Consider the following 25,603-nt stretch of genomic DNA (forward strand, 5'->3'; position numbering starts at 1 on the left):
GAGTTTTCAAATGAATATTGATTTTCATACTCATATTAAAATTTCAAAGAAATCGAGCTTTTCGCCAAAATACTGTCAGGAAATGGTGACAGAAGCAAAAGCTGCAGGACTTGATGCCATTGCTTTAACTGAGCATTTTAATACTTCAAACTTTTTAGAGGTTTATCATTATTTAGATACACATTTTCCTTATCAAGAGGATTATTATTCAGTCGAAGGGCTAAAAATTTTCCCTGGTATGGAGGTGGATGTGAAGGAAATTGGACATATATTATTGATCAGTAAGCGTGAATCAATTGTAGAGATGTTTCATCATTTAAAGCCACATCTAGAGGAAAACAATTTCATCCCTTTTAATGAATTGATGTATCTGACAGAATCCTTTGAAGTGATTAAAATTGGAGGTCATCCATTTCGTCCTAGCACCCCTTTGACCCAGCATGAACCAGATCAGTTGAAAAGACTGGATGCACTAGATTTAAACGGGAAAGATCTTCATTCGTTAGGCATTGAGGTCAACCAGAAAAATGTATACCACTTCGCAAAGGAATTAAGCCTACCTGTTGTAGCAGGAAGTGATACACATCAGTATTTGCAGTACGGATCCGTCGTAAATACATTCGACGCTCCATGTTCAACCATTTCCGAACTAAAGAAAGCAATCAAAAATAAACAATACGCTATCATCATCGCACCTGATTTACACTTACGAGTCAAATCAGCCTCATTGACTAAAAAATTGATGAAAGAATTGCTAGCAACCCAGAGTAAGCATGGGGACGGTTCTCCCGTTTCCTTTTTCTCATAAGAAAAAGTATGTCCCTTAAGGCGATTAAACTTTACCAAGGGGGCATACTTTTTCATTTTTTTATACTATTCCGAGGTGGGCTCATAAGATCCATCATTTGGCAATTTTATTATTTGATGCTTTCTTTGACTTTTGCCTCACAAATTTAAATGAATCAAAAATCCACAAGTCTGTAATAGTCTTTTTATTAAAAAATGTGATTGTTCTCTATCTCTCTATCCATATTTTTTATAATCAAATTCCGTTGCGGGTATGGAAATTCTATTTTCTTTTCCATAAACAGCTTATTTATTCTAAAGTTTATATTACTTTTTATTGTCCCAAGCTGATTATAATCGGATATCATTATCGATAATTCGAAATTCAGACAGAAATCTCCAAAGCCTACAAAACTCACAGATGGTTCCGGATCCATTAAAACTGCTGGTGAAACTAAGCTTTCCTCTCTTGCAATCTCCATGAGCATATCTCTTAATTTTTCTACATCTGTTCCGTATGCAACATTAAAAGGGATGGTTAGTCGAATTTTTGGATCACTAAACGAACGATTAACCACCTTTTCTCCTAAAAAGTATGAATTCGGTACAATAATATGTTCATTGGTACCTGTTTTAATAACTGTCGCCCGCATATTAATTTTTTCAACGTCTCCTATAATGTTATCGATAAGAACGCGATCCCCGACTTTTATAGGTCGTTCAAACAAGATAATAACCCCAGAGATAAAGTTGGAAGTAATGTTTTGAAGTCCAAACCCAATTCCAACACTGATCATGCCTGCAAACACGGTTAATGCACTTAGATTTATCCCCACTGTCGTTAAGCTGACAATAATGGCAATAATCATAATGGAATAATGCACAACTCTGTCAAATGTATATCTCGTACCTTTATCTAAATGGTATCGATTGTATATTCCCGGCAATAAAACATTTGTAGAAATTTTTGAAAGTCGACTAGCCAAAGTAATAATTAAAACGGCCACAATAATTAGGAATAGCGTTACATCCACTTTACCGAATTTAAATATCACGGCAAACATCCATTTTGCTTTTGAAAAGTATAGGAGCAAAAATACCAAAGTTCCATAAAATGTGAACCAATTTACTATACTTCTCAACACAGCATGATGTTTGGGAAGCTTTTTGAGAATCGTAAGAATAATCCATCGCAATAGTAACATTCCAATTACAACTGCTGCAATAATGATTAAGCTCTTATAATTAAAGGAAAAAATCCAATTTTCTAATGTACGAGTATCCATGTTTTCACCTTCATTATTTTATCTAATTTTACTTTAGTAGATTAAAGTAAAAACTCCATGAAGTATATTCTAGCAAATAAATAAAAAAGAAGGATGGGTATAAAGTCCATCTTTTTTTTGACACCTTAATGTTTAATAATTCAAAATACCCTTAATGAAACAATACTTTGAAGGACGGCCATGAAAAATCGTTCTAATCCTCTGTTGAAAATTAGGTAAAAATAATAGCCTTTTAAGGCAGAATGAGTTAAATAGACTAATATAAATTACTTTTTCTGAGGAAACAGCTACACAGGAAACAGATAATAAAAAGCAGGGAATCCGTTCATCATTTCCCTGCTTTTCTGAAGTAATTTTAATTATGAGTTTCTAATGAAAACCTGTCAGCATTTCATATCATTCATCCCTACATTAAGGCGTAATTACCGAGGAAGCGGCATTATCATCAGCCTTCACACAATCCATTGCGACAACGAGGGCAATCATGATGGCTTCCATCTCATCATTCAATATTTGCACTTTGTAGCTATCGCCCCAAGTAAACCATTCCTTGCTCACTTTACCAACCAGTTCACCATGCTGTAAAACCTGGAAATTCATATCCCACCAATTACCAAGTACTTCAATGCCTGTAGAATCAATCGTATAGCGTGCTTTAAGGAAAGAAAACTCCTTCTTAATCGTTAACACCTCTTGACCATTGACCTCAACAAAAAACTTTGGCAAGAAGCTAAACACCTTTTTCGTAATGAGCGCAATTTCATCTTTTGTTGTATTGAAAATGGAGAACGTTTTAGGAACTTTCATAAAACTTCCCTCCACGTAATAAACGTCCTTTTCCTGCTCATCCTTTACTGTAAATTTCCCACTTAAACTGAATACCTTTTGCTTTATATAGAGCTGCTTCATAATATGCCCCCTTTGATATAGCATATTACTATACTATAAGTATATTATTGTTCTACCCTACATATTTACATTTTAAATATAAAATCAATTCATCTACCACTAAGTTCGACTTCGATTGGAACCCGGTGATCGTGGCAGGTCTTACCCTCTCAAATATTATTAACAGTTTCCTATTAAAAAAAGTTAAGGAAGCAGAAGAACCGTCCCCACTAGAGTTCTCCTGATTCCAATCGAAATCCTTCGACAACGACTTCTTCATCAACCTCTAATACTAAGCATTTCTTTCCATTATAAGTGATATACTTAAGATTTTTGAGGTCTTTCGGGTTAATGGTTACGTTGGCAATCTTCGTTTCGATTTTAATCGATTTCGGAATGACGCTGCTTGCTTTGATTTCGTGTTTTTCATCAAATACAACACTTTTGAAGGCATGCTCGACTTTGTCTGAGCTTACATTTTCAACGCCGCTAGCCTCTAAAATTCGTTCGATGCCCTTGGAATCCAGTTTAGGAGGTTCACTTTCTTCATTTTCTTCATTTTCTTGACTCTCCTGTACGATCTTATCAATTTCCTCATAGACATTCGAAATGACCTTGGAATCCACTTCGTCTCCTACTACTATCTTTAAAATTTGGTCGAAGCTGTCCTTTTCTTCTACCGCTGTAATGATCTCTTCACATTGGAGGACATCCACGATAAAAATTTCACTCGGTTGATTCGCTTTTCCACCATTATAAAGAATATGATTCACATCAGCTGAATTATCATTAAAGGCAGGAAACAGAAAACCAGCTAATGGAGCTGCTAAATTAATAATCGGATCCACGGCATTATTGGCTTTAAATTCTTTTTCAATATAATCAAAAAGCAACGCTTTTTTCGGCTGATCGGTTTTATTGAGACTGCAAAGGACAAACTGACTGGAATATACCTCGTCATCTCCGCCTTCCTCCGATTCCATATTTCGCTTCCTTGTTGCCTTTTGATACTCGCCGCGAATAAACGTTACTACCGTATCAAATTCATACTTTGCATGGGCAAACATTTTCTCTACGATTTGGAGCATTTTTTCGTTCCATTCATCCGTAGATGTAGCATGCAATCCATTGAAAAGAGTCATTTGTGTGCTCTCTTCCTCATCTCGGCGAAATTTCAGTTCAAACAGCTTGGAGTCAAGTCCACCAGTCAAAACCTTCTTAAAGTTGGTTAAAAACAGCTCTTGTTCTTCCTGCTCTAGCATTTCAAACGGCTGGCAAACCTGATGATAAATCTCTCCGGTTTCTTTCTTTACATATACATTAAATATTTCTCGAATATTGATATATCTACTATTTAATTTAAATTGATTTCGGATACTTGCGATGTCTTTTTTATTCATTAATCTCATCTCCCATCCCTGATTATACTGGTCAGACGAGAAAATAGTAATACTTGATATTTTTTCAGTTTTGTTAGCAAGCGGGAATCCCCTTGAAAGAGCAGTTTTCAAGGGGCGAATATTGATGATAAATTTCTAAGTGTTTTTCAAACTTTTTACCACGATAAGGGGCAATTTTGGAAGGGCTTGTTAATAGGATAAAATTCAATAAATATAAAATGCTCACAACCTTCCCTTATAAACGATTGTGAGCATTTTATTTAGGTTACAGGTTTTTTCATTATGTAACGTTAAAATCTTTAGGCTCTTATCATGAAATTCTCGTTATTTCTCGTCTTTAGAAAAAGTTCTAGGTGTTCTTTTAGAAATCCAACATAACGGTCCACCTCTTCTATTGTGGTATAGGGCGAGATCGCAAAAAATTTATGCGCATAGAGAGAGATCCGCTTGCTTGTGTTTGCTGCCTCCACTAGGCGCTGCTTTTTTGTATTTCCAAAGAAGACGGTATCCCGTTCGGCACCAATGACTTCTGCAAACTCGTCATTAAATTGATTGATTTCCGATATTTCTTCTATTGTTAAAAGTCCGTTCAATTCATCATTCCATTTTGTCTCTTCAGGATAAAAACGAAATGTTGTGATCGGAGAAATCTCATTCGTGATCACTACATTCGAAATTTCTTTTGATAACTTCTTTCTAAAAGCAATATTGACACGTATGTAATTGGCTAAAAGTTCTTGATACCCTTCGATTCCAAAAGCCAATAAAGAAGCATAAATTGCTAAAGCACTACCCATTCGCGAGCATTCGAGTGTGTAGCCTGTATGATAGCTACCATAACCACGATTTCCAACATACGGCGTTTCCGCTGCATCTAAATCAACATACTTCAGATTCTCTCTGTTTTTGACTAAAAATAAACTCGTAATATAGGGTGTTTGTCCAAGCTTGTGGAAATCAAAGACCATACTATCTGCAAGGTTGATATGTTTAAACTTCTGTTGGTAGGATTTCAATACCTCATTCACGTCGTTTTCAAATCGCAAAGGATTATTTTCAAAGTCGTAATGATTAAAGAAAGTATACATGCCGCCCATAGCTGAGTCTGCATGGATATAGATTGGATTGATGTCATATGTGCGTTCCAATTCATCTGCAATCCGCTTAATTCCCTCCATGTCATCAATGCCAAATGTATCAGTTGTGCCCATTGTGGCAAGGACATAAAGAGGAACGCCGCCTTTTGCAATAACATGCTCCATTTTTTCTTTTAAATCTTCTAGATTCATAGAATGATCCTCATTCACTTTTACACGGATCATGTTTTCCACACCAATCCCAGTTGCCTCTACAGATTTATACAGACTGTAGTGTGATAGCTCGGAACAGAAGCAATAGAGATTTTGCGGTACACCCTTTTGATTAGAGAAAGGTGCGTAACGGGCAATCGCAAGACGTAAAGAATTAAAGACAGCCCCTTGTCCACCCCACGTTGTATATCCTGCACTAAGGCTTTCATCGTATCCGATAAGTTTAGATAGCATACTTGTTACTTCGATTTCTGCTGTAGCTGCTGCTTGTCCTTCCACATCCCAAAGATTGTTACCATTGACTAGAACCATGACTAAGTTCCCGATGATACTAGCAATATTCGGAAGAGGTGCTGCATTTGCCACATAATTTCGATTGACGTACCGGTGTCCTTCTACCAATTTTAGAAGCCTCTGAATCACTTCCTCCATCGATTCACCCGTTTCCGGAACACTAGCCTGTTGAATAACACGATTATAATAATCCTCTGAGTACTCGGGCATTTCTCCTAGCGTTAGTTTGTTTGGATCCTTTAATTCATCTATTTTCGTTAAAATGGTCTTAAAGTAGGACAATAATTCCTCTCTTTGAAAGTCATTTCCGTCCATACTAGGAAACAATTTTTGTATTTCTTTCATTGCTTTACCTCCCTGATGTTATTACTAGCAGTCGTTTTTATTTCAAGAAAACTAGAATCCAATCAGAACGTCCTGCTGCATCCATAAGAACGAGCATGATGGCAAATTGGACCTACATATTAAGAGAAATTAACCGTTGAAAAAGAATACGTTACCTACATTCGAACTACAAACCTTCTGATTTATTTTTCCATTTTATTGTCCTAGTTTAAGACAAAAATTTTTCTAATTTACTTTTTCAGTTTTGCTCTGTATAAAAAAAGCTTCCCACAAGTCAGTTAAACCTATGAGAAGCACTCTTATACTTATCAGCCAGCAAGATTAATAGGTTTAAACTGCCTTATTAACCTTATAATCAGCATTTTGAACCACTTTCGCTTCTTCAGTTTCAGCACCATGACCCATTGTAAATAATAATTTATTTACATCATTTTTCAACCCGATAAGATTTTTTGCTTCCTGAACAAGTTTTTGCATTGTATGGAGTTCATCATCACTAATTTCTATGAGTTCCTCAAACATTTCAACAGATTCCCGTGAGATTGAAGCTATCTCTACGATTGTTTCCATTATCTGTTGTGTTGCAGAGGATAATTCCTCCGAACTAGCAGAAGAATTTTCATTATTTTCAGCAATGATCTTTGTCGTAGATACAATCTTTTCGAACATGTTTCCAACCTCTACAATGGTCGTATTTGTATCTTTAAATTCTTCTGTTCCCTGCTGCATGGAATGAACAACTATTTCTGTTTCTTCTTGTATATTCTTCACAATATTTGAAACTTCCGAAGAAGACTGGCGTGACTGTTCGGCCAATTTTCGAACTTCATCAGCAACAACAGCAAATCCTTTACCATGTTCACCCGCGCGGGCAGCTTCTATCGCCGCATTCAATGCTAATAAATTAATTTGTTCTGAAATACCAGTAATCACTTTTACAATCGTGCCGATTTCTTGAGATTTTTCTCCAAGCTTATTTATTGCATTAAATGTTGTATTGATCGTTTGATTAAAGTGCTCCATTTTTTCTAAGGAGTCCTTTAGCTTCTCGTTTCCCTCTTGTGTCAATTCTAAGGTAGTACTCGATTGTTCTGAAATTTGGTTGGATCTCACGGATAGATCTTCGATAGCCTGTGCCATTTCTTCCATCGATGCAGCACTTTCTTCTGTTGCTACTAATTGTTTCTGTAATCCTCTTCCTACCTCATCAATTGCTGCTCTAACAATATCCGCTTTCTCAGAAGCATATTCACCAGTTTCAGCAAGGTTTTCCCCTTTTTCATGTACATTTTTTGAAAAAGAAAAAAACTTTTCCCTTACACCGCTAAAATACTCAATTAATGGATTATACGCACCATGATCAGAAGTTTTTTCATCCATCTTTCCTGCTGATATTTCTTTCATTACATTTATTATTTCTTTATTAAAATGAGGACTATGTTTTAGTGAAAAATATCGGTAAGCAAAATACACCGATACCCCCAATAAGATAACAATTATTCCTAGCATAATAGCTTCCATGATAAATAAATGCCCCTAACTCCTATTATTTTTTATTCAAATCTCACACAAGTTCATCTATGCTGGTTTGAATATTTTATAGCTCCCTGATAACGATATATGTTCCATCCGCTACACTTGCAGGAATGCCATTCAACTGACTATTTTCCTGATATCTATGTACAATATAATTTCCTTCTATATCTTGATATTTTTTCATATTATGATATTTTTCCATTACACGCATCGACTTCGGATTTGTCGCTTCTCCTAAAACAGCCTTTAACCCTTGTGATGATGCCTTTGTTATCAATTTATCTCCTAATTGCTGAATAATATCGTGGCGGTCATGCTCTGCTATCACTCCTAACATGAATAAGTGTAATAGCTCTCCATCTTCAATTTCTTTTCCGTTTCTTTTTTGATAATCATCCATGAAACGTTTGTCCACATCCTCAAGCACACGTAGAATAACATTCATATCATAAAAAGAGCCTTCAAATATATCTTCACCGATAATCTCTGGTGCATTGGTATCTCCAGCAAGCACACCTACAACATTATTATGAGCATCACACGCGACTGCACAATATCCCTGCTCTACTGTAGAGTCTAAATAATCCTTAGTAAACTGATAGAAATCTTCATACTCTATATTTAATTGACCTACCATCGGTTCTTGGACCCATTTTCCTGAAACATCCACTCCAATAAATGTACGAGCTAGACACTCAGCTGCTTGCTGAATTAAATCGGTTTGTTCCTTCGTGATAATTTCATATGTATACAATTCTTGAGCTGTTTGCACTGGTTGATCTTCCTTTCAGCTAATAAATTTAATGATGGCTAACATTACATAGAATGCTGTACTTTATCGATAAATGTACCTGTGAAATTAATTCTTTCAAGTACGTTCCTAATTTGCACTTGAGCAATTTTAGAGGCAGGCTTTACTACAAGGATATCCTTAAAGCCTAAGCTAGAATAAAATTGCATTGTTTGCTCCAACTGTGGTACAACCTTTGAAGGGACAGGTGTTTGGTGAGTCCCGTCGACAACAAACGTATATTCGTGCTTTGATACTTTATTAATCGTATCCTGTAAATCTATCATATAACCTTCTGCATCTTCTTCTCTCATTAATCCATGTACCTGTACATGAACCTCTTTCTCGACCTCATTAATGGCCATTTTATATTTCTTTTTATCAACAACGATCATCTTTAAATCTCCTTTCTCCATATAATTTGCTCTTTTCATTTGTTACCATTTGCACGTTCTTTTCATAGGAGTGCAATAAAAAAAGCTATCCCAAATATAGATAAGGATAGCCTGATCATCGAATAATCGCTTGTTATCATTATTCTCGGCAACCCGACGATCATTATCCCTAAGGATTTTAGACTCGTAGCTTTGCGTCCTTACCTTTCGATAAGTTTGCCTTTTTCAATTTTTTAAAAAGTAGTACTAAACTCATGATAACATAGAACTATTACAATATGAATTTTTTGTAATTTTTTGTCGAATTAGACTATTTCGCTTGATTTATATATGGTTTGCCTAGTAATTAAGTATCATTACTTTTAACCTGCTAGAGGATGATTAGTGTTAAGCTGTTTGAACTATCTTCAAATGCTTCTCTCCTTCTGATTATGCTGGCATGATGAGCTTGAAGTTTTGATAGCAAGCGTGAATAAAGGGATCTTCAAGCATATTTATTTATTTACAAGTTCTTGGTAAGATGGATATATTCAGAATGATTTTTATATTAAGAATGATTAAATTCTATAAAAAAGATGGTGGGTAAGCTGCTGCCTTACGATTTTAACTAGTAATCTAGCAGAAAGGAGATTCCCATGAGCAAATTATTATGGAACTCACCAAAAGATTTAGAGGGCTTGCTTTATGAGCTTGTCGGTTGGGAAAGTGAAACCTTCTCAGAAGGTGAAAAACGCTTCTCGATAAAATTGCATAAAAAGATGAGTCACCTTCCATATTTCAGCGAACACCCTGATTATCTAACATTAGATCCGATTGATAAAGGACGCTCTTTTTTAACGGCCCTATATAAACATGAACATGCTTCAGATACGGTGGTTCTTATTAGTCATTTTGATACCGTTGAAACAGAAGAATATGGGCAGCTACAGCCGATTTGTCGGAAGCCACTTCAATTGACAGAAGCACTCAAGCAGCATAAGGATCGCTTATCCAAAAATGCCGTGAAGGATTTAGAATCAGGTGAGTATGTATTTGGGCGCGGAACAATGGATATGAAAATCGGGCTGGCCATTCATATGGGACTGATCGAGAAAGCCATTTCCGAGGAGTGGCCGATTAATCTATTGCTCGTTACGGTTCCTGATGAAGAAGTCAATTCATCAGGAATGCGTGCTGCTGTAAAAAAATTGGTGAATCTAAGTGAAGAACACGGTCTTGTCTATCAGTTATTCTTAAATAGTGAATCCTCCTTTTCCCAAAATCCAGAGGATGAGAACTACTATATTTATACAGGAACCATCGGAAAAATCATGCCATCCGCCTTATTTTATGGCAAGGAAACACATGTCGGTGAACCATTAAAAGGCATGACTGCCAACTATATTGCCGCTTATTTCAATCAACAAATGGAGTGGAATCCCCTATTCCAGGAAGAACATCTAGGAGAAAAAACACCACTGCCTGTTTCACTACAACAAAAGGATTTAAAACTAACATACTCGACGCAAACCCCAGCCCGTGCCCAAGCACTCTATAATGTCTTTATGATGCAGCGCTCAGCAAAGGACATCATGGATCGGTTTGAGCAGGTTGCCAAAGAAGCGGTCTCTCGCTGCAATGAAAACTACCAAGCCCTTTGTAAGCAAGAAAATATCCAAGGGATTGGTGATGTACGTGTATTGCGCTTTGAACAGCTTGAATCCTATGCCCGCGATAAGTTTGGCGATCCATTTGTTGATGCCATCCATTCGAAAGCCTTACAAATAGATGAGTTAGATGAACGGGATCAATCCTTCTTTGTTGCCGACCAACTCATGCACAATTGTCAGGAATTAGCACCAGGGGTCATACTCTTATTCACGCCACCGTATTACCCAGCGGTTAATTCATCAGACAACCCATTGATTCAAAAAGCCGTTCAATTGTTGTCAGAAATGACCGAGCAAATGAATATTCCACTAAAGCCAGTTAACTATTTTAATGGAATATGTGATTTAAGCTATGTCAACTATACTGACCAAAACGATGGATGGACAAGTTACGAGAAAAACACACCGATTTGGGGAGATGGATATTTTATTCCCTTTGAGGACATGAAAAAGCTTAGAGCGCCAGTGCTTAATGTGGGTGCTTTTGGTAAGGATGCACATCAATTATCAGAGAGATTGCATAAGGAAAGTGCGTTTGTGCGGACTCCTGTATTGGTTGAGAAATTGATTTTGGGGTTGTTTGGTAGGTAAGTTTTGGATGGGGATTATCTTGAATAAAGAATGCTCACGGGCCTTGATTTTGGTTTGTGAGCATTTAAACTTTTTCAAATTAAATGAAAAGGATTTCCTAAATCATTTGTATTCTCTGTTTCAATCACTATACCTGAAACACATTTTCTTCAATATTTTCGCTTTATGTGTTTCAAACACTATACTTGAAACACATTTTCTCCGATATTCTCACTTTATGTGAAGCATAAACATAAATAATAATAGAAATCCTTTGATGGGGACTTATTCTAAAAATGCTTCCATTCTTTTTGTGTTTTTTCACCTGTAACCCATCCAAAATACATATTTACTCCATTCAATTCTACTGGACCAACAATTCCATCCTTATTCGGGGAAAAATTAAACAGTTTTACAAAGTTTACATAGTCTTCAAACCATTTTCTAGTTTCGCTAAATGAGTGAACAAGCATAAGAGAATGACGAGCATTTACCTTCCTTGCTTCAAGCACTGCTGATGATGCTCTATGAAGTAATTGGTATCTTATATTACCTACACTTTCTTTATGTAACCCCAGTATATTAAGTAAGGATTCTAATCTTTTTTGTTTACCATCACTAGGACTCTTACCTAACCAATTTTCAACAGTTTTCCCAAAGGGCTCTGAAACTTTTCCTTCAACCATTATCGTTAATAGTTCATTATTAGACTTCGCAAGAACATAAAGATCGTTTTGCGAGCTTGCATTTCCACCAGGTAAAGGTACCTTATACTCAGGGAATGCTAATAATACCTCCACATCGTGGAACAAAGGAAATTCGCTCTGTTTAAATATCGTATCCACGCAAGAAGGAAGATTAGTAGCTTCTTCCCAACAATGAGCTAATTCATAAGCTGAATACCCCTTTTTCCATTGTTTGTCTGAATCTGCAAGAGATTCTCTCCACGAAAGAGGACCTCGAGATGGAATAAAGAATTTAGCCATTTTTCTCTCCCCTATTTTGTTTTCTTATTGACTAATAGATTTAAAAGATAAATGTCTTCCAATCCTTATATTGTTCTTAAATTTTTGCTTCTAATGTAGAATTAAACTATTGTTCCTTTTTATATATTCCAATTATATATTGTTTTACTCAAATAGGCTCAACTTCTTCTCTCCTATTTTTAATTGCAGACAACCTTTTTTAAATTAATCAAAAAGAATTCGTTAAATAATAGAGTTAGTTAATTTTGTATATTTAATTCACTTAAAACTTCTGTACGCAAATCACTCGCAATATTTCCATTCTTATAATTATCCAAGAAAAAAATTATCCTTTGAATATAACTATCTGAATCCTCTATACATCTTTCAAAACAATCCATAAAATGGTCTACTAAAGTATCATCAACTAAAGCAATTGGTTCTGGATAATATTTGACATCTTCTCTTTCAAATGCTTTTCTACAAGTGTAAGCAACTGCATCAATAATGCAGTTCCAAGCGTTTACATCTGATTCATTATCTGACATCTCTTGAATTATTGTTATACCATTTTCCTCATTATCTAATAATTCATAAAGAATATCCCCTATATTTTCTTTACTTTTTAGCCACTCCCAACATTTATTTATAACTTCTTGGGCTAAAATTCGATCTTCCCTTTGTGAAAATATCGACAAAACTTTTTCTGAAAGTCCAAGAAAAAATATTACTTTACCATCTTCTGTTAAACTACTAAAGCTAGTATTAGCCATAATTAACCTCCAACAAATTAAATATACTTTTCATTTTTAAACATCCCACCCGTTACTTTAATGCTTTTTTTCAATTAAGCTCTTTTTCCTTTTCCTTTCCCAGCAACATTGGAAGTGGTGAAAGGTCATTTTTTGTTTACATCCAAGTGCAGCTTAAATAGCGGTATCATGATATCAAGGTCTATCTCTAATCAGAAGAGGATAGTTGAAGCATATTTTCAGTTATACATTTATGTTTTTTCGCTTCTTTATCAAATATTGAAGATTTTTAATATTCATTATGTTAGAATCCCTAGTAAGGAGGGAAGTGTATCGTGAAACAAATAATCATTGCTTTTACTCTGTTATTAGCTTTAGTGGGTTGCTCTAATAAGGATACTGTTAAAGGGAATGCCTCCCAACAAACAAGTAGTACTAATGAAAGTAAATCAGACGTATTAGCTCAAGAAAATAATGAATTAAAAAAACAACTAGAGGAAAGACCAGCTCTTACTTCTGAACAATTGAGAGAAACGATGAATCTCTCATTTAAAACCATTCAAGCTATGATAAATAAAGACTATAGCTATCTTGAAACAATAAAGAACTCGAATGTGACTATTAATCAGAAGACGAACACTTTTATATTTGATGATGCTCATGAACAAGCCTTCTTACAATCTATTGATTACAATCATTTTGAATACAGGTTTCATCATTTAGAAAATGATGTTATAACCGTCGGATTCGCCCAAAACAATTCTGAAATCGTTTTTCAGTTTTTACAAAAAGAAGGTAGGTATTTATTAATTTCATTTATTACCAACTAGTGTGCAAAAAACACTCATTTAAAAATTGAGTGCTTTTTGCATATGATTCCTTCTTAATTATTAAGCACATTTCTTTCTTGAGGAGTTTGAAAATACATTCAAACGTAGGAGCACAGAAAAAATTGTATCTATTTTTATGACCTATCACTCTTATCTAATAAACTCTAAACAAAACAGACGGCATTCTTTCCTCCATAATGGAAGGACAAGAACCCGTCCAATAACTTCTTATAGATACTTCGCAGTTACTGATTTCTCACAATCCAGGATGCCCATTGGTGGGCCTTCATAAAGGATTTCTCCACCAGCGGTACCACCATCTGGACCTAAATCTATGATCCAATCACAATTGCGGATGACATCTAGATGATGTTCAATGACTACGACGGTATTCCCTTTATCAACTAGTTTATTAATAATGCGCAGAATGTTAGAGACATCTGACATATGCAATCCTGTAGTTGGTTCATCAAGTATATATATATTCCCCTTTGTGTTCAGTTCCTTTGCTAGTTTCAGTCTTTGACATTCACCACCAGATAATGTGTTGAGTGGCTGTCCTAATGACAGATAGCCTAGACCAACTGTGTTCATGCTTTTCAGCTTGGATTGAATGCTTTTTACTTCGAAGAAATCTAAAGCTTCAGCGACGGACATCTCCATGATTTCTACAATATTCTTACCCTTATATAAGTATTGGAGCACATCCTGCTTGAAACGGCTGCCATTACAATCACTGCATTCTACTTCCATAACATCCATAAAGGAAAGATTGAGCTGGACAATTCCAGTTCCACCACAAGTTTCACAGGCACCCTTTGAATTGTAACTAAATAATCCGCTTTCTACATTATTAGCGTCTGAAAATGCCTTGCGGATGGCATCCATAATTCCGGAAAAGGTTGCTGGATTCGAACGAATATTAGCATGGACTGGGCTTTGGTCAATGCGAATCGCCTCCGGAAAATCTTTTACAAAGACTTCATTGACAAGCGTACTTTTACCAGATCCCGCTACTCCCGTAACAGCAGTGAAAACCCCTTTTGGTATGCGAAGGCTGACGTTTTTCAAATTATGAAGGTTGCTTTTTCTACTTTCCAGAAAATCAGAAACCGATCTTGGTTTTGCATTGATTTCCGTTTTGCTGCTTAAATACTTCGCTGTTAATGTTTCAGAAGACAATAAGCCCTGGTAACTGCCACTATACATAATATTGCCTCCACCAGAGCCCGCATTCGGTCCCACATCAATGATATAGTCTGCAATTTGTATAACATCCGGGTCATGCTCCACAACTAAAACGGTGTTGCCCTTGTCACGTAATTTGACAAGCAATTCATTTAACCGATAAACATCGCGTGGGTGAAGTCCAGTGCTTGGTTCATCGAATATGTACATTAACCCTGTTAAGTTGCTAGACAAATATTTCACCATTTTTACCCTTTGCGACTCACCACCAGATAAGGTTGGTGTTTCCCTAGTGAGAGTCAAATAACTTAATCCGATATCACACAGGCTTTTTAACCGTTCGACAATACCAGCTATAATCGGTTTAGCATTGGGTTCATCTATTTCCATTAGAATCTTCATTAACTCATCTAACTGCATGTCTGTTAGATCATAAATGGAATAGCCATTTATTTTCGAAGACATCACTTTCTCGTTATATCGAGTGCCTTCACAGGAGGGACATGTACAGGTGATTGCATAATCTTTCAGTTTCTTCGCGGCAGCTTTCGTTGTCTCTTTTTCTCTATTCACATTTTGCTGCATAAATTTTACTGCTATGCCCTGGTAAGTTGCGTTCATTTCATTACCCATGTAATTTAACTTTACTTTTTGTGGCTCTGCATAGACCAATTGATCGAATTCTTCTTTTGTATAGTCTTTTAATTTTTTATCTTTGTCGAAAAAGCCAGATTCAGCATAAGCTTTCCATTGCCATGTACCCGGTGCAAAACCCGATAGTAGAATGGCTCCTTCGTTTAGAGACTTTTCCATATCCAGCGCAGCATCCGTGTTTAATGTAATAATTTTTCCAATTCCTTCGCATTTCGGACACATACCACTAGGATCATTAAAAGAATAGGCATTTGCATACCCGATAGCCGGTTGGGCAAAACGGGAAAAAAGCAATCTCATCAAGGAATTAATGTCTGTCGCCGTTCCAAGTGTAGACCGCGCATTTCCACCTAGACGTTTTTGATCAACTACAATCGCAGTGGAGAGATTGTTGATTTCATCAACCTCTGGCCTACTGTATTTGGGTAGAAACTGACGTGCAAAACTACTAAAAGTCTCATTTAGTTGACGCCCTGCTTCTTGAGCAATCGTATCAAAAACAATCGATGACTTACCTGAACCAGATACACCTGTAAAAATCGTAATTTTCCCTTTAGGAATCTGCACATCAATATTTTTCAAATTGTTTTCCCTTGCATTAATTAACTCAATAAACTCCTGCCTCATTCAATCCTCTCCTTTATAAATTAAATATTCAAACGCTCGACTTGGGAAATCCAATCATACCAATAGTAGATTTGAAATTGCAAGCATGGGGACGGTTCTTCTGCTTCTTTGGATTAGTTTCAAAGGATGTAAAAAAGCTTTGACCATTATCGTGAATTTTAAAACCATTGTAAGTGGAACGTATATATATTATCTTGTTTTTCATAGGAAGGGAGAAAGCGATGAAACCATAGTATATCAATCGATTGTTTACCATAAATACTGTAAAGATCTTAGGGGATCGATATTACTTTCATAATCCTCTCTACTGTTTTCCACCTCACAAGAATTTTTTCCTTCACGTAATACGAAAATGATCCAAACATTTTAGTCTTGTTCGGTCCTGTCAGTTATTTGTGGACTTACGTATCTACCTAAAAAAAAACAACCAGAAATATCCAAAGCTATCTTTAACCATTAATTTAATAAGCACTCATATTAAATTGAGTGCTTTTCCATATACCTATAAAAGTGACGATTATAATTTTTCATACAGCTTCACTTCTTCAGCCACCTTAACATCCCATTTTGGCGAAAGGTCTTCATAAGAGGTACTCTTCCTTAAACGTTTTTTGAAATATTCGTTTAGTTCAGGATCTGTGCAAAAAATAAAACACCCTTTTTGACCACGTGTCATCAGAGTCCGGTAAGTATTACGTATGATTTGATCGGCAATGGCTTGTGCTTTTACTGGATCATCCTTTGCCATTTTTTTTATCCCTTTTAACGATTGATCAGTCTTTGCCCGCTTGGTAAAATCAGTAATTACCTCTCCATTTTCAAATCTCATATCCGGTCCAATAATGACCCCAACATAATCAAATTCTAATCCTTGTGCAGTATGTATACATCCCGCTTCGCTAACAGAATTTTGATCTATCGCCCAGATACTATCTTGTAAATTCCAACTTATTTCAAAATCATATTCTGGAATCACTATATCTTTATGGTTTGTATTACTCCTTTGTGCTGTCGGCCATTCCCAGCAATATCCAGCCAGCATGCGTGATTTACTATTCACTAAATTTAATTTCTCAATTTCATGTAACATATTATGGGGATTGTCATAGATACGAAAATCGTAATCAACACCATAATAGATTGAATTTGCCGTTTCTCGTATTTGAAGTACATCATCTAACCAAGCTAAATATGCATCTGATCCATCACAACGAAATTGTGATACTAGTTCACCTTTAATCATTTCTGCATTAAATTCTTTCGCATACTTTTCTATTAAATCGATGCTTCCAATATCCTTTAATGTTACTTTTTGATTTTCATCAATAAAAAAGATAGTAAATTTAGATGCATTAATTAATTCTTTTACCTGATTATCACCTTGATTCCCATAAAATCCAGACTTCTCGTTCAACCGGTGTGCCTCGTCGACAATGATGACATCAAACTCATTTAATTTTGACTCGGTAAAACTCCCTGAGCCTTTAAATAAATGATCTATTTCTGTTTTTTTAATTGTGCCTTTTAGTTTGGAGGCATATACTTCTCTCGGTGCAGCATTTTTTGAAACATATAAGGTCATTAAATCTTTATTAATTAGATTTACAAGTAAATTTATAGCCAATACAGATTTCCCAGTCCCCGGCCCACCTTCAATAACCATAACGTGTTTCTTTTCACTTTCCACACATTCTAATGCAAGATGAAAGGCATCCTCATAAAACACTTTTTGCTCGTCAATCATAATAAATTCTTCATTACCCTTTAACATATTTGACAATGAATCTTGTAGTGATTTTGAAGGACGGATTCTACCATGCTCAATTTGATAGATTAACTGATTATGATCTCCCTTTCGAACATATTTTTTTATAAAATCTCTTAATTTTTGAATCTCACCTTTCACAAAAACCGGTGCCTTATCTAGGTGCTCTTGATAATGTTCATCAGTTAAAGGATCATTGGCACTTTTTCTATAATTATGTAAATATGCACATGGTATTAGTTCAATATTTTTTTCCTGGATATTTTCATTAAAATCTTTAATTAGAGCTGCATATGTCCACGCTTGATATGAGGGATGAGTAACCGCCCTTTTCCCCCTACCAAGATACGTACTTACTAACGCATCTTTTCCTATTATCTTTTCGACTTCTGACCATTGCTTTAACTCTACAATTACAACATGATCTTGATTCCCATCATTTCCAGCTACAATAAAATCTACCCGTTTAGATGTGTTAGGAATTCTAAATTCAATTGCAACCGCTGCATCCTCTGGTATATCCTTATCTTGCATCACGTTCGACATACGTTGAAGTGAATTCTCCCATGATAGAATTTCCTGTTTTGATGTTCGTCCAATTTTTTCTTGATAGGAATCATATAAGCGCTCAACTAATAGTTCATTTGTTACATCCGAGATAAATTCAGTTTTAGTTGCTTCGTATATAATCATTTCACCAATGTCTCCTAGTTACTATACTGTACTGATATATCAAATGGAGCCTAGTTTTAATTCGATTGGATCCATAGTAAAAATTATACAGGAGCACAGTTTAATAAAAAAGTAAAACCGATCAAAAGTCCCATTTTTCTGAAACCTAGAGTTACAAAGCAACATCTCCAATCAAAATAACCTTAAATTAGTTTTGAATTTGCCCCTATGTTATGATAATAAAAGCTTTGTTGGTAGGAGGATATTATGAAAAAAAATGTTAAAGTTGTAGCAGCAATTATTGAAAATGAGCAAAACGAAATTCTGTGTGCATTACGGTCACCAGAAATGTCCATCCCAAATCGATGGGAATTTCCTGGTGGTAAAGTGGAAAAAGATGAAGATATTTATTCTGCACTAGTTCGTGAAATAAAAGAAGAATTAAATTGCACGATTGAAATCACTGATTTATTTAATGAAAACATACATGAATATGAAACATTTATAATTAACCTGATCTCTATTAAATGTAAAATTATTGAAGGGACTCCAACTCCAAGTGAACATTCAAAACTAGTTTGGTTCAAAAAAGAAAATTTAGAATCATTAAAATGGGCACCCGCAGATATACCAGCAGTTAACCAACTCATAAATGAAAAATAGTCTTCTCCCATGGAGAAGACTATACTTTTTTCGTAAATTCAGTATACAAGCTGGATGGAACCGGATATTCTAATTCAAATTTTACTGTAATAGGCTTTTCCCCTTCAAACTCTACTGTATTTCCTCTGCCTATATAAATATAGGGTTCAATCTTGCCGTCAATTTCTTTGTACTTTCTGATAAATAAGTGCAGATTAATTCCTCTCTGCTTATTATAAAGAATATTCTTTCCTCTTTCGGAATCCTGACTTGTACTATTTGGCGTTTGCCATTGAAATAATCTTTCATTAATAAATTTATCCTGATAATTAATACTTTCCTTAATGTTCTCTTCCTTATGAAGATCAATATATAGAAAATAGTCATTACCATTGGTTAATAAACCAGATCCCCTAAACGAACTATGTATCTTTCGATAATTTGAAAGAAGTGCTGCATCCACCATCTGATATTGCTCGAATAATTTAAAATGAGGTACACCATAATATTCTTGCTTAAATTCCTTTTCGTACCGAAAAATTCCATATGTAACAATATCCTCTATATATTTCTTAAATTCGATATTATTTAATAGATTATTAAATCTATCCGTTTTAATTAAATATCCATTCATATAATTAAATAATTTCAACTTGTTCTTTTTTTGTACTGAATCATAATAATCTTGGTTTAAGTATTCAAAGGCATGATGTATACTGTCTTCATCGACAAATTTCACCATTTTTAAAATTTCATTCTTAGCTTCTCCAATAGTGATTGTCTCATGCCTAATAAGGTATTTAATCACAATGAATTCGTAAATCCTTTTTATAGGAAGCATGCTAGACAATTCTTTTAAGACATTTTCAAAGTCATTATCTTGTAAAAGAGACTTCAATTGGTTATCTTTCTCTACCTTGGCTAAAAACCCTAAATATGTTTTTTCTTTATTTACAAACTTTACTGGATCGGGTGCACCATCGTATTTCAAATAATCTATTAATAAATATGGTGTATGACCTTGATTCATTTTCTTAAATTCAAAGTACTCTTCTTTAAGATATTTCATTGAATTGAAATTTTCTTGATCAATTTGTGATAAGATTCGCTCCTGAGAAATTCTATCCATTTGTATATGAGTACAACCAGGAATATTCGCAAATCCTGTCGCAACGGCAACTTTCAAACTTTCTTTATCATAATATCTACTTCCATTTAGCGCCATAGCAATCAAAAAGGTTTTATTATGATTTCCGATAAAATCAAGGACTGTTAAAAAACTCTTACTCTTATGTTTACGCAGTCCTCGTCCTAATTGTTGAATAAAAACAATCGGAGAATCGGTTGGTCGAAGCATCAACACAGTATTAACAGAAGGAATATCTACTCCTTCATTAAAAATATCAACGGAAAAGATAAAGGATAAATCATCGTTGTTATCTTCCAATTTGTGAATATAATAGGAACGTTCTTCCGGTGAATGCTGCCCGTAAAGACAAATACTATTATATCCCCGTTTATTAAATTCCTCGGCCATATACTTTGCATGCTCAATGCTGGCACAAAACCCGAGTCCCTTTTGCTTTTTCCCATCAAATCCATAAAAATTCATTTTCTCAACAATAAAATCGACCCGTTCATTCACCTTTAACCGTTTAGTAATCTCATTTATATCATCCAAATTTACATCACTTAAATCAATCCCGTCAATATCAGTAATTCCAAAATAATGAAAAGGAATGACTAACTCATCTTCTAAAGCCTCATGAAGGCGAACTTCTAAAGCTATATTATTATCAAACAGATCAAACACATTTTGATGGTCGCCCCGCTCTGGTGTTGCCGTCATTCCCAATAAAAATTTTGGTTTAAAATGATTAAGTACTGTTTGATAGGATGGGCTTGTTGCATGGTGTGCCTCATCTATAATCATATAATCAAATTCGTTAGCATCGAAGTCTCTAAAATATCTTGAAATAGTTTGTATTGTTGTGAATACATAATCTGCGTCTTTTTGCTTTTCATTTCCGGTAAAAAGACCAAAAGTTACACCCAAATTTGGAATTAATGTTTCAAACGTTTCTTTAGCCTTTATTAAAATTTCTTCTCTATGCACGATAAATAGAAGCTTTTTCGGTTCATAACTTTTAACATCAAAAGCTGACATATATGTTTTACCTGTACCAGTTGCAGCAATGACTAGTGCCTTTTCTTCCCCAAATGATCGTATTCGTTCTAAATTCTCCATTGCCCTTCTTTGCATTCGATTTGGAACAATATATTCAGCATGTTCATATATGATAGATTGGTTTAGATTATTATTTGTTAATTTACTCAAGAAATCTTCGTATTTCTTGATGAAATCATCATCAGCCACTTGACTACTATTCCATAATAGATCATATTCCTTAAGAACATCTTTTATAAAATACTCATCATCCTTTAAGATAATTTCAACATTCCACTCAATATTACTCTTTAAAGCACTTTGTGTAATATTAGAAGAGCCAATAATCACTTTATAATGATCTGTATATTCAAATATATAGGCTTTTGTATGAAACCCAATTTCTCTATCAGTTACAAATACTTTTAAATCGATATTATCAAAATCACTTATCCTTTTTAATGCCTTTGATTCCGTAAAATTTAGATAAGTAGAGGTAATGATCCTCCCTTTACTTCCCTTCTCCTCAAAATCTTTGAACGCGTCCAATAAGAGCTGTAGACCGCTAAAATTAATAAATGCTACACTAAAAGAAAAACGTTCACATTCTCGAATGGATGAAATAAGCTCATTTAATAGATTTCCCTTTGTTGAATTCACAATAAGTTTTTTTCCAGTATTCATGTTGGACTCCTAAAAATTCAAAGTAAGTTCTAGTATAATAACTCTTAATCTCTTATCTAAAAATGTATAAATTTAAGTCATCACACTTAATTTACCAGCTTCTGTGGCCGCCAGATATCTGTGTATCCGTTATCAATTGTGAATTGATAAAGCTGCTTCAATTTATTCGATGTATAAATCTGCATATCTTTTCTCATTTGAAGCGAGGAAATAGTTTGCAGTTTATCATTTCGGTCAATTAGTGCATTTAAATATATATTATCTGTTAACCTATCACTTTTAGAAAGATTACACACCCTACATGATAGAACTAAATTCCATAATTGATCAGCTTGAACAAAACTCCATGGAATAAAATGATCTACATGAACTCCATCCTTCTTTTTGATTGCTTTCCCACAATAGAAACAGTTTCTGTTAAAGTAAGACTCTAATAATTGATAAAACTGAGCTAAAGAAGATCGCCTTGATACGTTCTCAACTTTTAAAAGAAGATTAGTTGTATCGCCTTGATCATTATATTTCTCTAGAAACATCGCTAAATGGTAGTTTGTTAAATAGGTTAATACCCTCTGAAATTGTTGCATGAATGAATAAAATGAACCGTTTAATATCAGATATTCTTTTTTATTATCAAAATCATAGATTGTTCCATTAGTATCCCCGTATATAGCACCCATCACATTTAATTTACATCGTTTTTTAACTTTCAAAATAATATATAATTGTAGTTCACTTGATAATTTATCGAATACAACTGTATTTGGGATTGAATACTTAGTTTGTACATCTAAAAGGATGTTTTGAACTTCTGATTTTTTTCCAATCACATTAATTTGATTAAAATCATGGTGAATGACTAGATTCCAATATATTTTTGCAAAGCTGCTGAATAATTGACCATATCCCAATTCCAGCTGAGCATTCACATTATATAAATTTTCAATAATACTTTTTATCAACACAAATTTATAGGTAGTTGAATTCTTTGAACGAGGTGAAAAAATATAATTGAAACAGCCCCAAATATCTTTATCAGTTAAATAGTTAGCTTTCATTTCACCTATTTGTAATTTATGGCGCATCGGTTAATCTGCCTCAATCAAGAAAATCCTCCGATTAAAACTGCCTCTTTCTGTCTCCTTCTGCATACGGATTTCTTCCAACTGTTCAATGGATGCACCATGATATTTAGCTAATGCATGAATAATTTCCAACACGTCAGCCAATTCCTCTAAAGCAGCTTTATTCGATTCAGCGTTAATGTACTCTTCTAATTCCTCAAAACTTTTCTTCTTTAGTTCTTTTATGTATTCTTCATAATCAAGTATTTTTGTAGAACACTGTTTTCCCTGTTTTTCGATGATTTCTGGTATATGATCACGTACTAGTTTATTATAAGTAGGCATAATGACCCCCGAAATGATTGATAGAAATAAAAAAACACATTATAACCTCTTCTTGCTAATTATCCTGATAAAGAATAATGCTTAACTTATTATTTATTTTTCCTTCATTATTAATTTTGCCTCTTTTAAATCTATCTTCGCTTTATGACCGTGTTTATGAAGCAAGTGCAAAAGATTATTACCGTTTAATAAAGTAAGCGGCTTATCTTTTGCAAAATTATAGGCATCTGGCCCAAAATCTGCAGTTGAAACTAATATACCCTTGGTTGCACCTTCATTCATTACAGTTCCATATAAATCTCTAACTGCTGAAACACCAACTACATTTGTATACCTCTTTGCCTGTATAACAATTTTACCTCCTCTAATAGGATCTGGATCAAATGCAACTGCGTCCACACCACCATCTTTGCTTGCTCTTGTTATTTTTACTTCTCCCCCAGAAGTGTTAAATTCCTTTTCAAATAATTCCCTTATTAAATGCTCAAAATCTTGCCAATCCATAGCAGCCAGATTAGTATCCTCATCAACCTTTCCAGTGACATTATATGCATCAACGAAACGACTATCTTCCCTATTAATTTTTAAAATAGGTGCAATTGGTGTTAGACTAAATAATTTACTACTCCCGATACCTTTAAAATTTTTAAAACATGACTTTGAATCAACCAGCTTCAAATTAATTTCTAAAAATTCTTCTTTATTGGTTTGAATCGATAATATACAGATATCTTGTTTCTTCCCAGTTGCTTTATTCAATGTATTTACCCATCCATTAAAGACTATTGAATCTATTGCACTAATTGCATCCGCTTCGTATAATTCATGTATAGTCCGTAATGTAATATCATAAAGCAACTTATCATACATTTTTTTGACTACAGTCTCAGATAAATACGATTCTTTATACTCATCTTTTGTAGCAATGTATTTAACCCCTTTTAGGGTAGGCAAGTCTGAAATGTCAGGAAGAATATACTCCACAATTAATGTTTTATTTTGAGAATTATAGTCTATATCAAATTCTTGGGGAAAGTAATCAGGATAGTTTGAATTAGACAATACCATGTCGCAATAATCAATAATTGATTCACTTTCACCTGATAAATATTGCTCTTTCTTCTTTTCAATTGCATCGTTTTTTTCTTTCTGTTCACGTTCAAAGGATTCTTTCTCTTCCTCCCAATTCTTTAAACGTTCCTTAAATTCATCTACTTCTTTTTCATATTTAGAATTTATCTTTTCTGTTTCCTTTCTCCAAATATCTAGAGCTTCTTCATAGACCTTCATAGATTCATCAATTTTCTTTTGCTTAATTGAAGGTAAAATCTTATCCCATAATTTAAGTTTAGGTTTGTATGACTCTTTTTGTGGTTCTGAAGAATACAATGGTTTGTTTGGAGCTATGGGTTTTGGATCTTTAAAATCTGATAGATCCTTTAAAGAATCCCAATCGATTCTATCATCTATTTCTAAAGTATATATTAATGTGTTATCAATCATTTCTAGTTCGTCAATAGCATCCTGTGTTTGTTGCTCAGCCATAGCCTTCTTCTGAACCTTTTCTATTGCTGCTTTTTCACGTTCAATCTTTTTTCTTTCTGCTTCTTGTTTCCTATCCCACATTTCATCCCATTGTTGCAACTGTACACGTGCCTTTTGTTCAACAACATACTGATCATTACCCTTTATAACACGATACTTATGTAACCCTTCGTGCTTAATTTCTTTCCAATACATTAGGGAATCCTCCTTCAATTACTTATTGGAAAACTATTGGATATCTATAGTATATAATATTGGAATTAACTATTTCGACACATTTTGGAAGAAAAATAGAAATTATATACGTTATATGAACTAGTTCATAATCAAGGGGCGATGGAACTAGAAATAATAGTACACATTTAAGAGCTGGATTCGGTTTCACATATATTTTCTCTACGACTAAAACAGTACCTTTTTCCTAGTATCATAGGTATTAAGTTTCAATTTTTAA

19 protein-coding genes and 1 riboswitch are annotated in these 25,603 nt (G+C 34.4%); of the genes, 4 read left to right on the forward strand and 15 right to left on the reverse strand.

The window, feature by feature from the left end:
• The first annotated feature begins 10 nt into the window (after positions 1–10).
• Complete coding sequence (locus NST63_RS19900; RefSeq protein ID WP_212945837.1) at positions 11–808, forward strand: PHP domain-containing protein; 798 nt, start codon at positions 11–13, stop codon at positions 806–808.
• A gap of 187 nt (positions 809–995) precedes the next feature.
• Here NST63_RS19900 and NST63_RS19905 read toward each other — a convergent pair whose 3' ends face one another.
• The 7 genes from NST63_RS19905 to NST63_RS19935 all read right to left on the reverse strand — a co-directional run bounded on the left by NST63_RS19905 (position 996) and on the right by NST63_RS19935 (position 9,030).
• Positions 996–2,072, reverse strand: a complete 1,077-nt coding sequence (locus NST63_RS19905; protein WP_341043509.1) for a mechanosensitive ion channel family protein — start codon at positions 2,070–2,072, stop codon at positions 996–998.
• A gap of 411 nt (positions 2,073–2,483) precedes the next feature.
• Positions 2,484–2,981 carry an LURP-one-related/scramblase family protein gene (locus NST63_RS19910; RefSeq protein ID WP_341043510.1) on the reverse strand — a complete coding sequence of 166 codons (498 nt, stop codon included), beginning with the start codon at positions 2,979–2,981 and terminating at the stop codon, positions 2,484–2,486.
• 209 nt (positions 2,982–3,190) lie between these two features.
• On the reverse strand, positions 3,191–4,360 hold the full coding sequence (locus tag NST63_RS19915; RefSeq protein ID WP_058003321.1) for a DUF4317 family protein: 1,170 nt from the start codon (positions 4,358–4,360) through the stop codon (positions 3,191–3,193).
• 299 nt (positions 4,361–4,659) lie between these two features.
• Positions 4,660–6,309, reverse strand: a complete 1,650-nt coding sequence (locus tag NST63_RS19920) for a pyridoxal phosphate-dependent decarboxylase family protein (RefSeq protein WP_341043511.1) — start codon at positions 6,307–6,309, stop codon at positions 4,660–4,662.
• 330 nt (positions 6,310–6,639) lie between these two features.
• Positions 6,640–7,830 carry a methyl-accepting chemotaxis protein gene (locus NST63_RS19925; RefSeq protein WP_212945833.1) on the reverse strand — a complete coding sequence of 397 codons (1,191 nt, stop codon included), beginning with the start codon at positions 7,828–7,830 and terminating at the stop codon, positions 6,640–6,642.
• A gap of 76 nt (positions 7,831–7,906) precedes the next feature.
• Positions 7,907–8,617: a hypothetical protein gene (locus NST63_RS19930; protein WP_341043512.1), complete on the reverse strand. Its 711-nt coding sequence runs from the start codon at positions 8,615–8,617 to the stop codon at positions 7,907–7,909.
• 44 nt (positions 8,618–8,661) lie between these two features.
• Positions 8,662–9,030 carry a hypothetical protein gene (locus tag NST63_RS19935; RefSeq protein WP_341043513.1) on the reverse strand — a complete coding sequence of 123 codons (369 nt, stop codon included), beginning with the start codon at positions 9,028–9,030 and terminating at the stop codon, positions 8,662–8,664.
• Between the two features lie 144 nt (positions 9,031–9,174).
• Positions 9,175–9,261: riboswitch (cyclic di-GMP riboswitch) on the reverse strand.
• 404 nt (positions 9,262–9,665) lie between these two features.
• Here NST63_RS19935 and NST63_RS19940 point away from each other — a divergent pair.
• Entirely contained in the window at positions 9,666–11,270 is a 1,605-nt protein-coding gene (locus NST63_RS19940; protein ID WP_341043514.1) for a M20/M25/M40 family metallo-hydrolase, read from the forward strand.
• Between the two features lie 269 nt (positions 11,271–11,539).
• On the opposite strand, the gene NST63_RS19945 is transcribed toward NST63_RS19940, so the two are convergent.
• Positions 11,540–12,235, reverse strand: a complete 696-nt coding sequence (locus NST63_RS19945) for a DUF6946 family protein (RefSeq protein ID WP_341043515.1) — start codon at positions 12,233–12,235, stop codon at positions 11,540–11,542.
• A gap of 239 nt (positions 12,236–12,474) precedes the next feature.
• Positions 12,475–12,987 carry an Imm6 family immunity protein gene (locus NST63_RS19950; protein ID WP_212945829.1) on the reverse strand — a complete coding sequence of 171 codons (513 nt, stop codon included), beginning with the start codon at positions 12,985–12,987 and terminating at the stop codon, positions 12,475–12,477.
• A 314-nt stretch (positions 12,988–13,301) separates the two neighbouring features.
• Here NST63_RS19950 and NST63_RS19955 point away from each other — a divergent pair, with 314 nt between their 5' ends.
• Positions 13,302–13,796 (forward strand): membrane lipoprotein lipid attachment site-containing protein, encoded by a 495-nt coding sequence (locus NST63_RS19955; protein WP_341043516.1) that lies wholly within the window; start codon positions 13,302–13,304, stop codon positions 13,794–13,796.
• 228 nt (positions 13,797–14,024) lie between these two features.
• Here the strand turns inward: NST63_RS19955 and NST63_RS19960 are convergent, their stop codons facing one another.
• Positions 14,025–16,265 carry an excinuclease ABC subunit UvrA gene (locus NST63_RS19960; protein WP_341043517.1) on the reverse strand — a complete coding sequence of 747 codons (2,241 nt, stop codon included), beginning with the start codon at positions 16,263–16,265 and terminating at the stop codon, positions 14,025–14,027.
• A 517-nt stretch (positions 16,266–16,782) separates the two neighbouring features.
• Positions 16,783–18,723, reverse strand: a complete 1,941-nt coding sequence (locus NST63_RS19965) for a DUF2075 domain-containing protein (protein ID WP_341043518.1) — start codon at positions 18,721–18,723, stop codon at positions 16,783–16,785.
• 246 nt (positions 18,724–18,969) lie between these two features.
• Between NST63_RS19965 and NST63_RS19970 the strand changes: the two genes are divergently transcribed.
• Positions 18,970–19,365, forward strand: a complete 396-nt coding sequence (locus NST63_RS19970; RefSeq protein ID WP_058003313.1) for a (deoxy)nucleoside triphosphate pyrophosphohydrolase — start codon at positions 18,970–18,972, stop codon at positions 19,363–19,365.
• Positions 19,366–19,384: 19 nt separating this feature from the next.
• Here the strand turns inward: NST63_RS19970 and NST63_RS19975 are convergent, their stop codons facing one another.
• The 4 genes from NST63_RS19975 to NST63_RS19990 form a co-directional block, all read right to left on the reverse strand.
• The gene (locus NST63_RS19975; protein ID WP_341043519.1) at positions 19,385–22,195 is read right to left on the reverse strand and encodes a DEAD/DEAH box helicase; all 2,811 of its coding nucleotides are present in this window, start codon (positions 22,193–22,195) and stop codon (positions 19,385–19,387) included.
• A gap of 86 nt (positions 22,196–22,281) precedes the next feature.
• Positions 22,282–23,280, reverse strand: a complete 999-nt coding sequence (locus NST63_RS19980; protein ID WP_341043520.1) for an HNH endonuclease — start codon at positions 23,278–23,280, stop codon at positions 22,282–22,284.
• Between the two features lie 3 nt (positions 23,281–23,283).
• Positions 23,284–23,604 (reverse strand): nucleoside triphosphate pyrophosphohydrolase, encoded by a 321-nt coding sequence (locus tag NST63_RS19985; protein ID WP_341043521.1) that lies wholly within the window; start codon positions 23,602–23,604, stop codon positions 23,284–23,286.
• A 93-nt stretch (positions 23,605–23,697) separates the two neighbouring features.
• Complete coding sequence (locus NST63_RS19990; RefSeq protein WP_341043522.1) at positions 23,698–25,344, reverse strand: restriction endonuclease; 1,647 nt, start codon at positions 25,342–25,344, stop codon at positions 23,698–23,700.
• Positions 25,345–25,603: the final 259 nt, after the last annotated feature.

Source organism: Heyndrickxia sp. FSL W8-0496, assembly GCF_038007825.1.
In the GTDB taxonomy this organism is placed as follows: Bacteria; Bacillota; Bacilli; order Bacillales; family Bacillaceae_C; genus Heyndrickxia; species Heyndrickxia oleronia.

What these genes read in the sequence shown, in the direction of transcription:
- NST63_RS19900 (WP_212945837.1), top strand. Translation starts at nt 11, where the DNA reads ATGAATATTGATTTTCATACTCATATTAAAATTTCAAAGAAATCGAGC.
- NST63_RS19905 (WP_341043509.1), bottom strand. Translation starts at nt 2,072, where the DNA reads ATGGATACTCGTACATTAGAAAATTGGATTTTTTCCTTTAATTATAAG.
- NST63_RS19910 (WP_341043510.1), bottom strand. Translation starts at nt 2,981, where the DNA reads ATGAAGCAGCTCTATATAAAGCAAAAGGTATTCAGTTTAAGTGGGAAA.
- NST63_RS19915 (WP_058003321.1), bottom strand. Translation starts at nt 4,360, where the DNA reads ATGAATAAAAAAGACATCGCAAGTATCCGAAATCAATTTAAATTAAAT.
- NST63_RS19920 (WP_341043511.1), bottom strand. Translation starts at nt 6,309, where the DNA reads ATGAAAGAAATACAAAAATTGTTTCCTAGTATGGACGGAAATGACTTT.
- NST63_RS19925 (WP_212945833.1), bottom strand. Translation starts at nt 7,830, where the DNA reads ATGGAAGCTATTATGCTAGGAATAATTGTTATCTTATTGGGGGTATCG.
- NST63_RS19935 (WP_341043513.1), bottom strand. Translation starts at nt 9,030, where the DNA reads ATGATCGTTGTTGATAAAAAGAAATATAAAATGGCCATTAATGAGGTC.
- NST63_RS19940 (WP_341043514.1), top strand. Translation starts at nt 9,666, where the DNA reads ATGAGCAAATTATTATGGAACTCACCAAAAGATTTAGAGGGCTTGCTT.
- NST63_RS19945 (WP_341043515.1), bottom strand. Translation starts at nt 12,235, where the DNA reads ATGGCTAAATTCTTTATTCCATCTCGAGGTCCTCTTTCGTGGAGAGAA.
- NST63_RS19950 (WP_212945829.1), bottom strand. Translation starts at nt 12,987, where the DNA reads ATGGCTAATACTAGCTTTAGTAGTTTAACAGAAGATGGTAAAGTAATA.
- NST63_RS19960 (WP_341043517.1), bottom strand. Translation starts at nt 16,265, where the DNA reads ATGAGGCAGGAGTTTATTGAGTTAATTAATGCAAGGGAAAACAATTTG.
- NST63_RS19965 (WP_341043518.1), bottom strand. Translation starts at nt 18,723, where the DNA reads ATGATTATATACGAAGCAACTAAAACTGAATTTATCTCGGATGTAACA.
- NST63_RS19970 (WP_058003313.1), top strand. Translation starts at nt 18,970, where the DNA reads ATGAAAAAAAATGTTAAAGTTGTAGCAGCAATTATTGAAAATGAGCAA.
- NST63_RS19975 (WP_341043519.1), bottom strand. Translation starts at nt 22,195, where the DNA reads ATGAATACTGGAAAAAAACTTATTGTGAATTCAACAAAGGGAAATCTA.
- NST63_RS19980 (WP_341043520.1), bottom strand. Translation starts at nt 23,280, where the DNA reads ATGCGCCATAAATTACAAATAGGTGAAATGAAAGCTAACTATTTAACT.
- NST63_RS19985 (WP_341043521.1), bottom strand. Translation starts at nt 23,604, where the DNA reads ATGCCTACTTATAATAAACTAGTACGTGATCATATACCAGAAATCATC.
- NST63_RS19990 (WP_341043522.1), bottom strand. Translation starts at nt 25,344, where the DNA reads ATGTATTGGAAAGAAATTAAGCACGAAGGGTTACATAAGTATCGTGTT.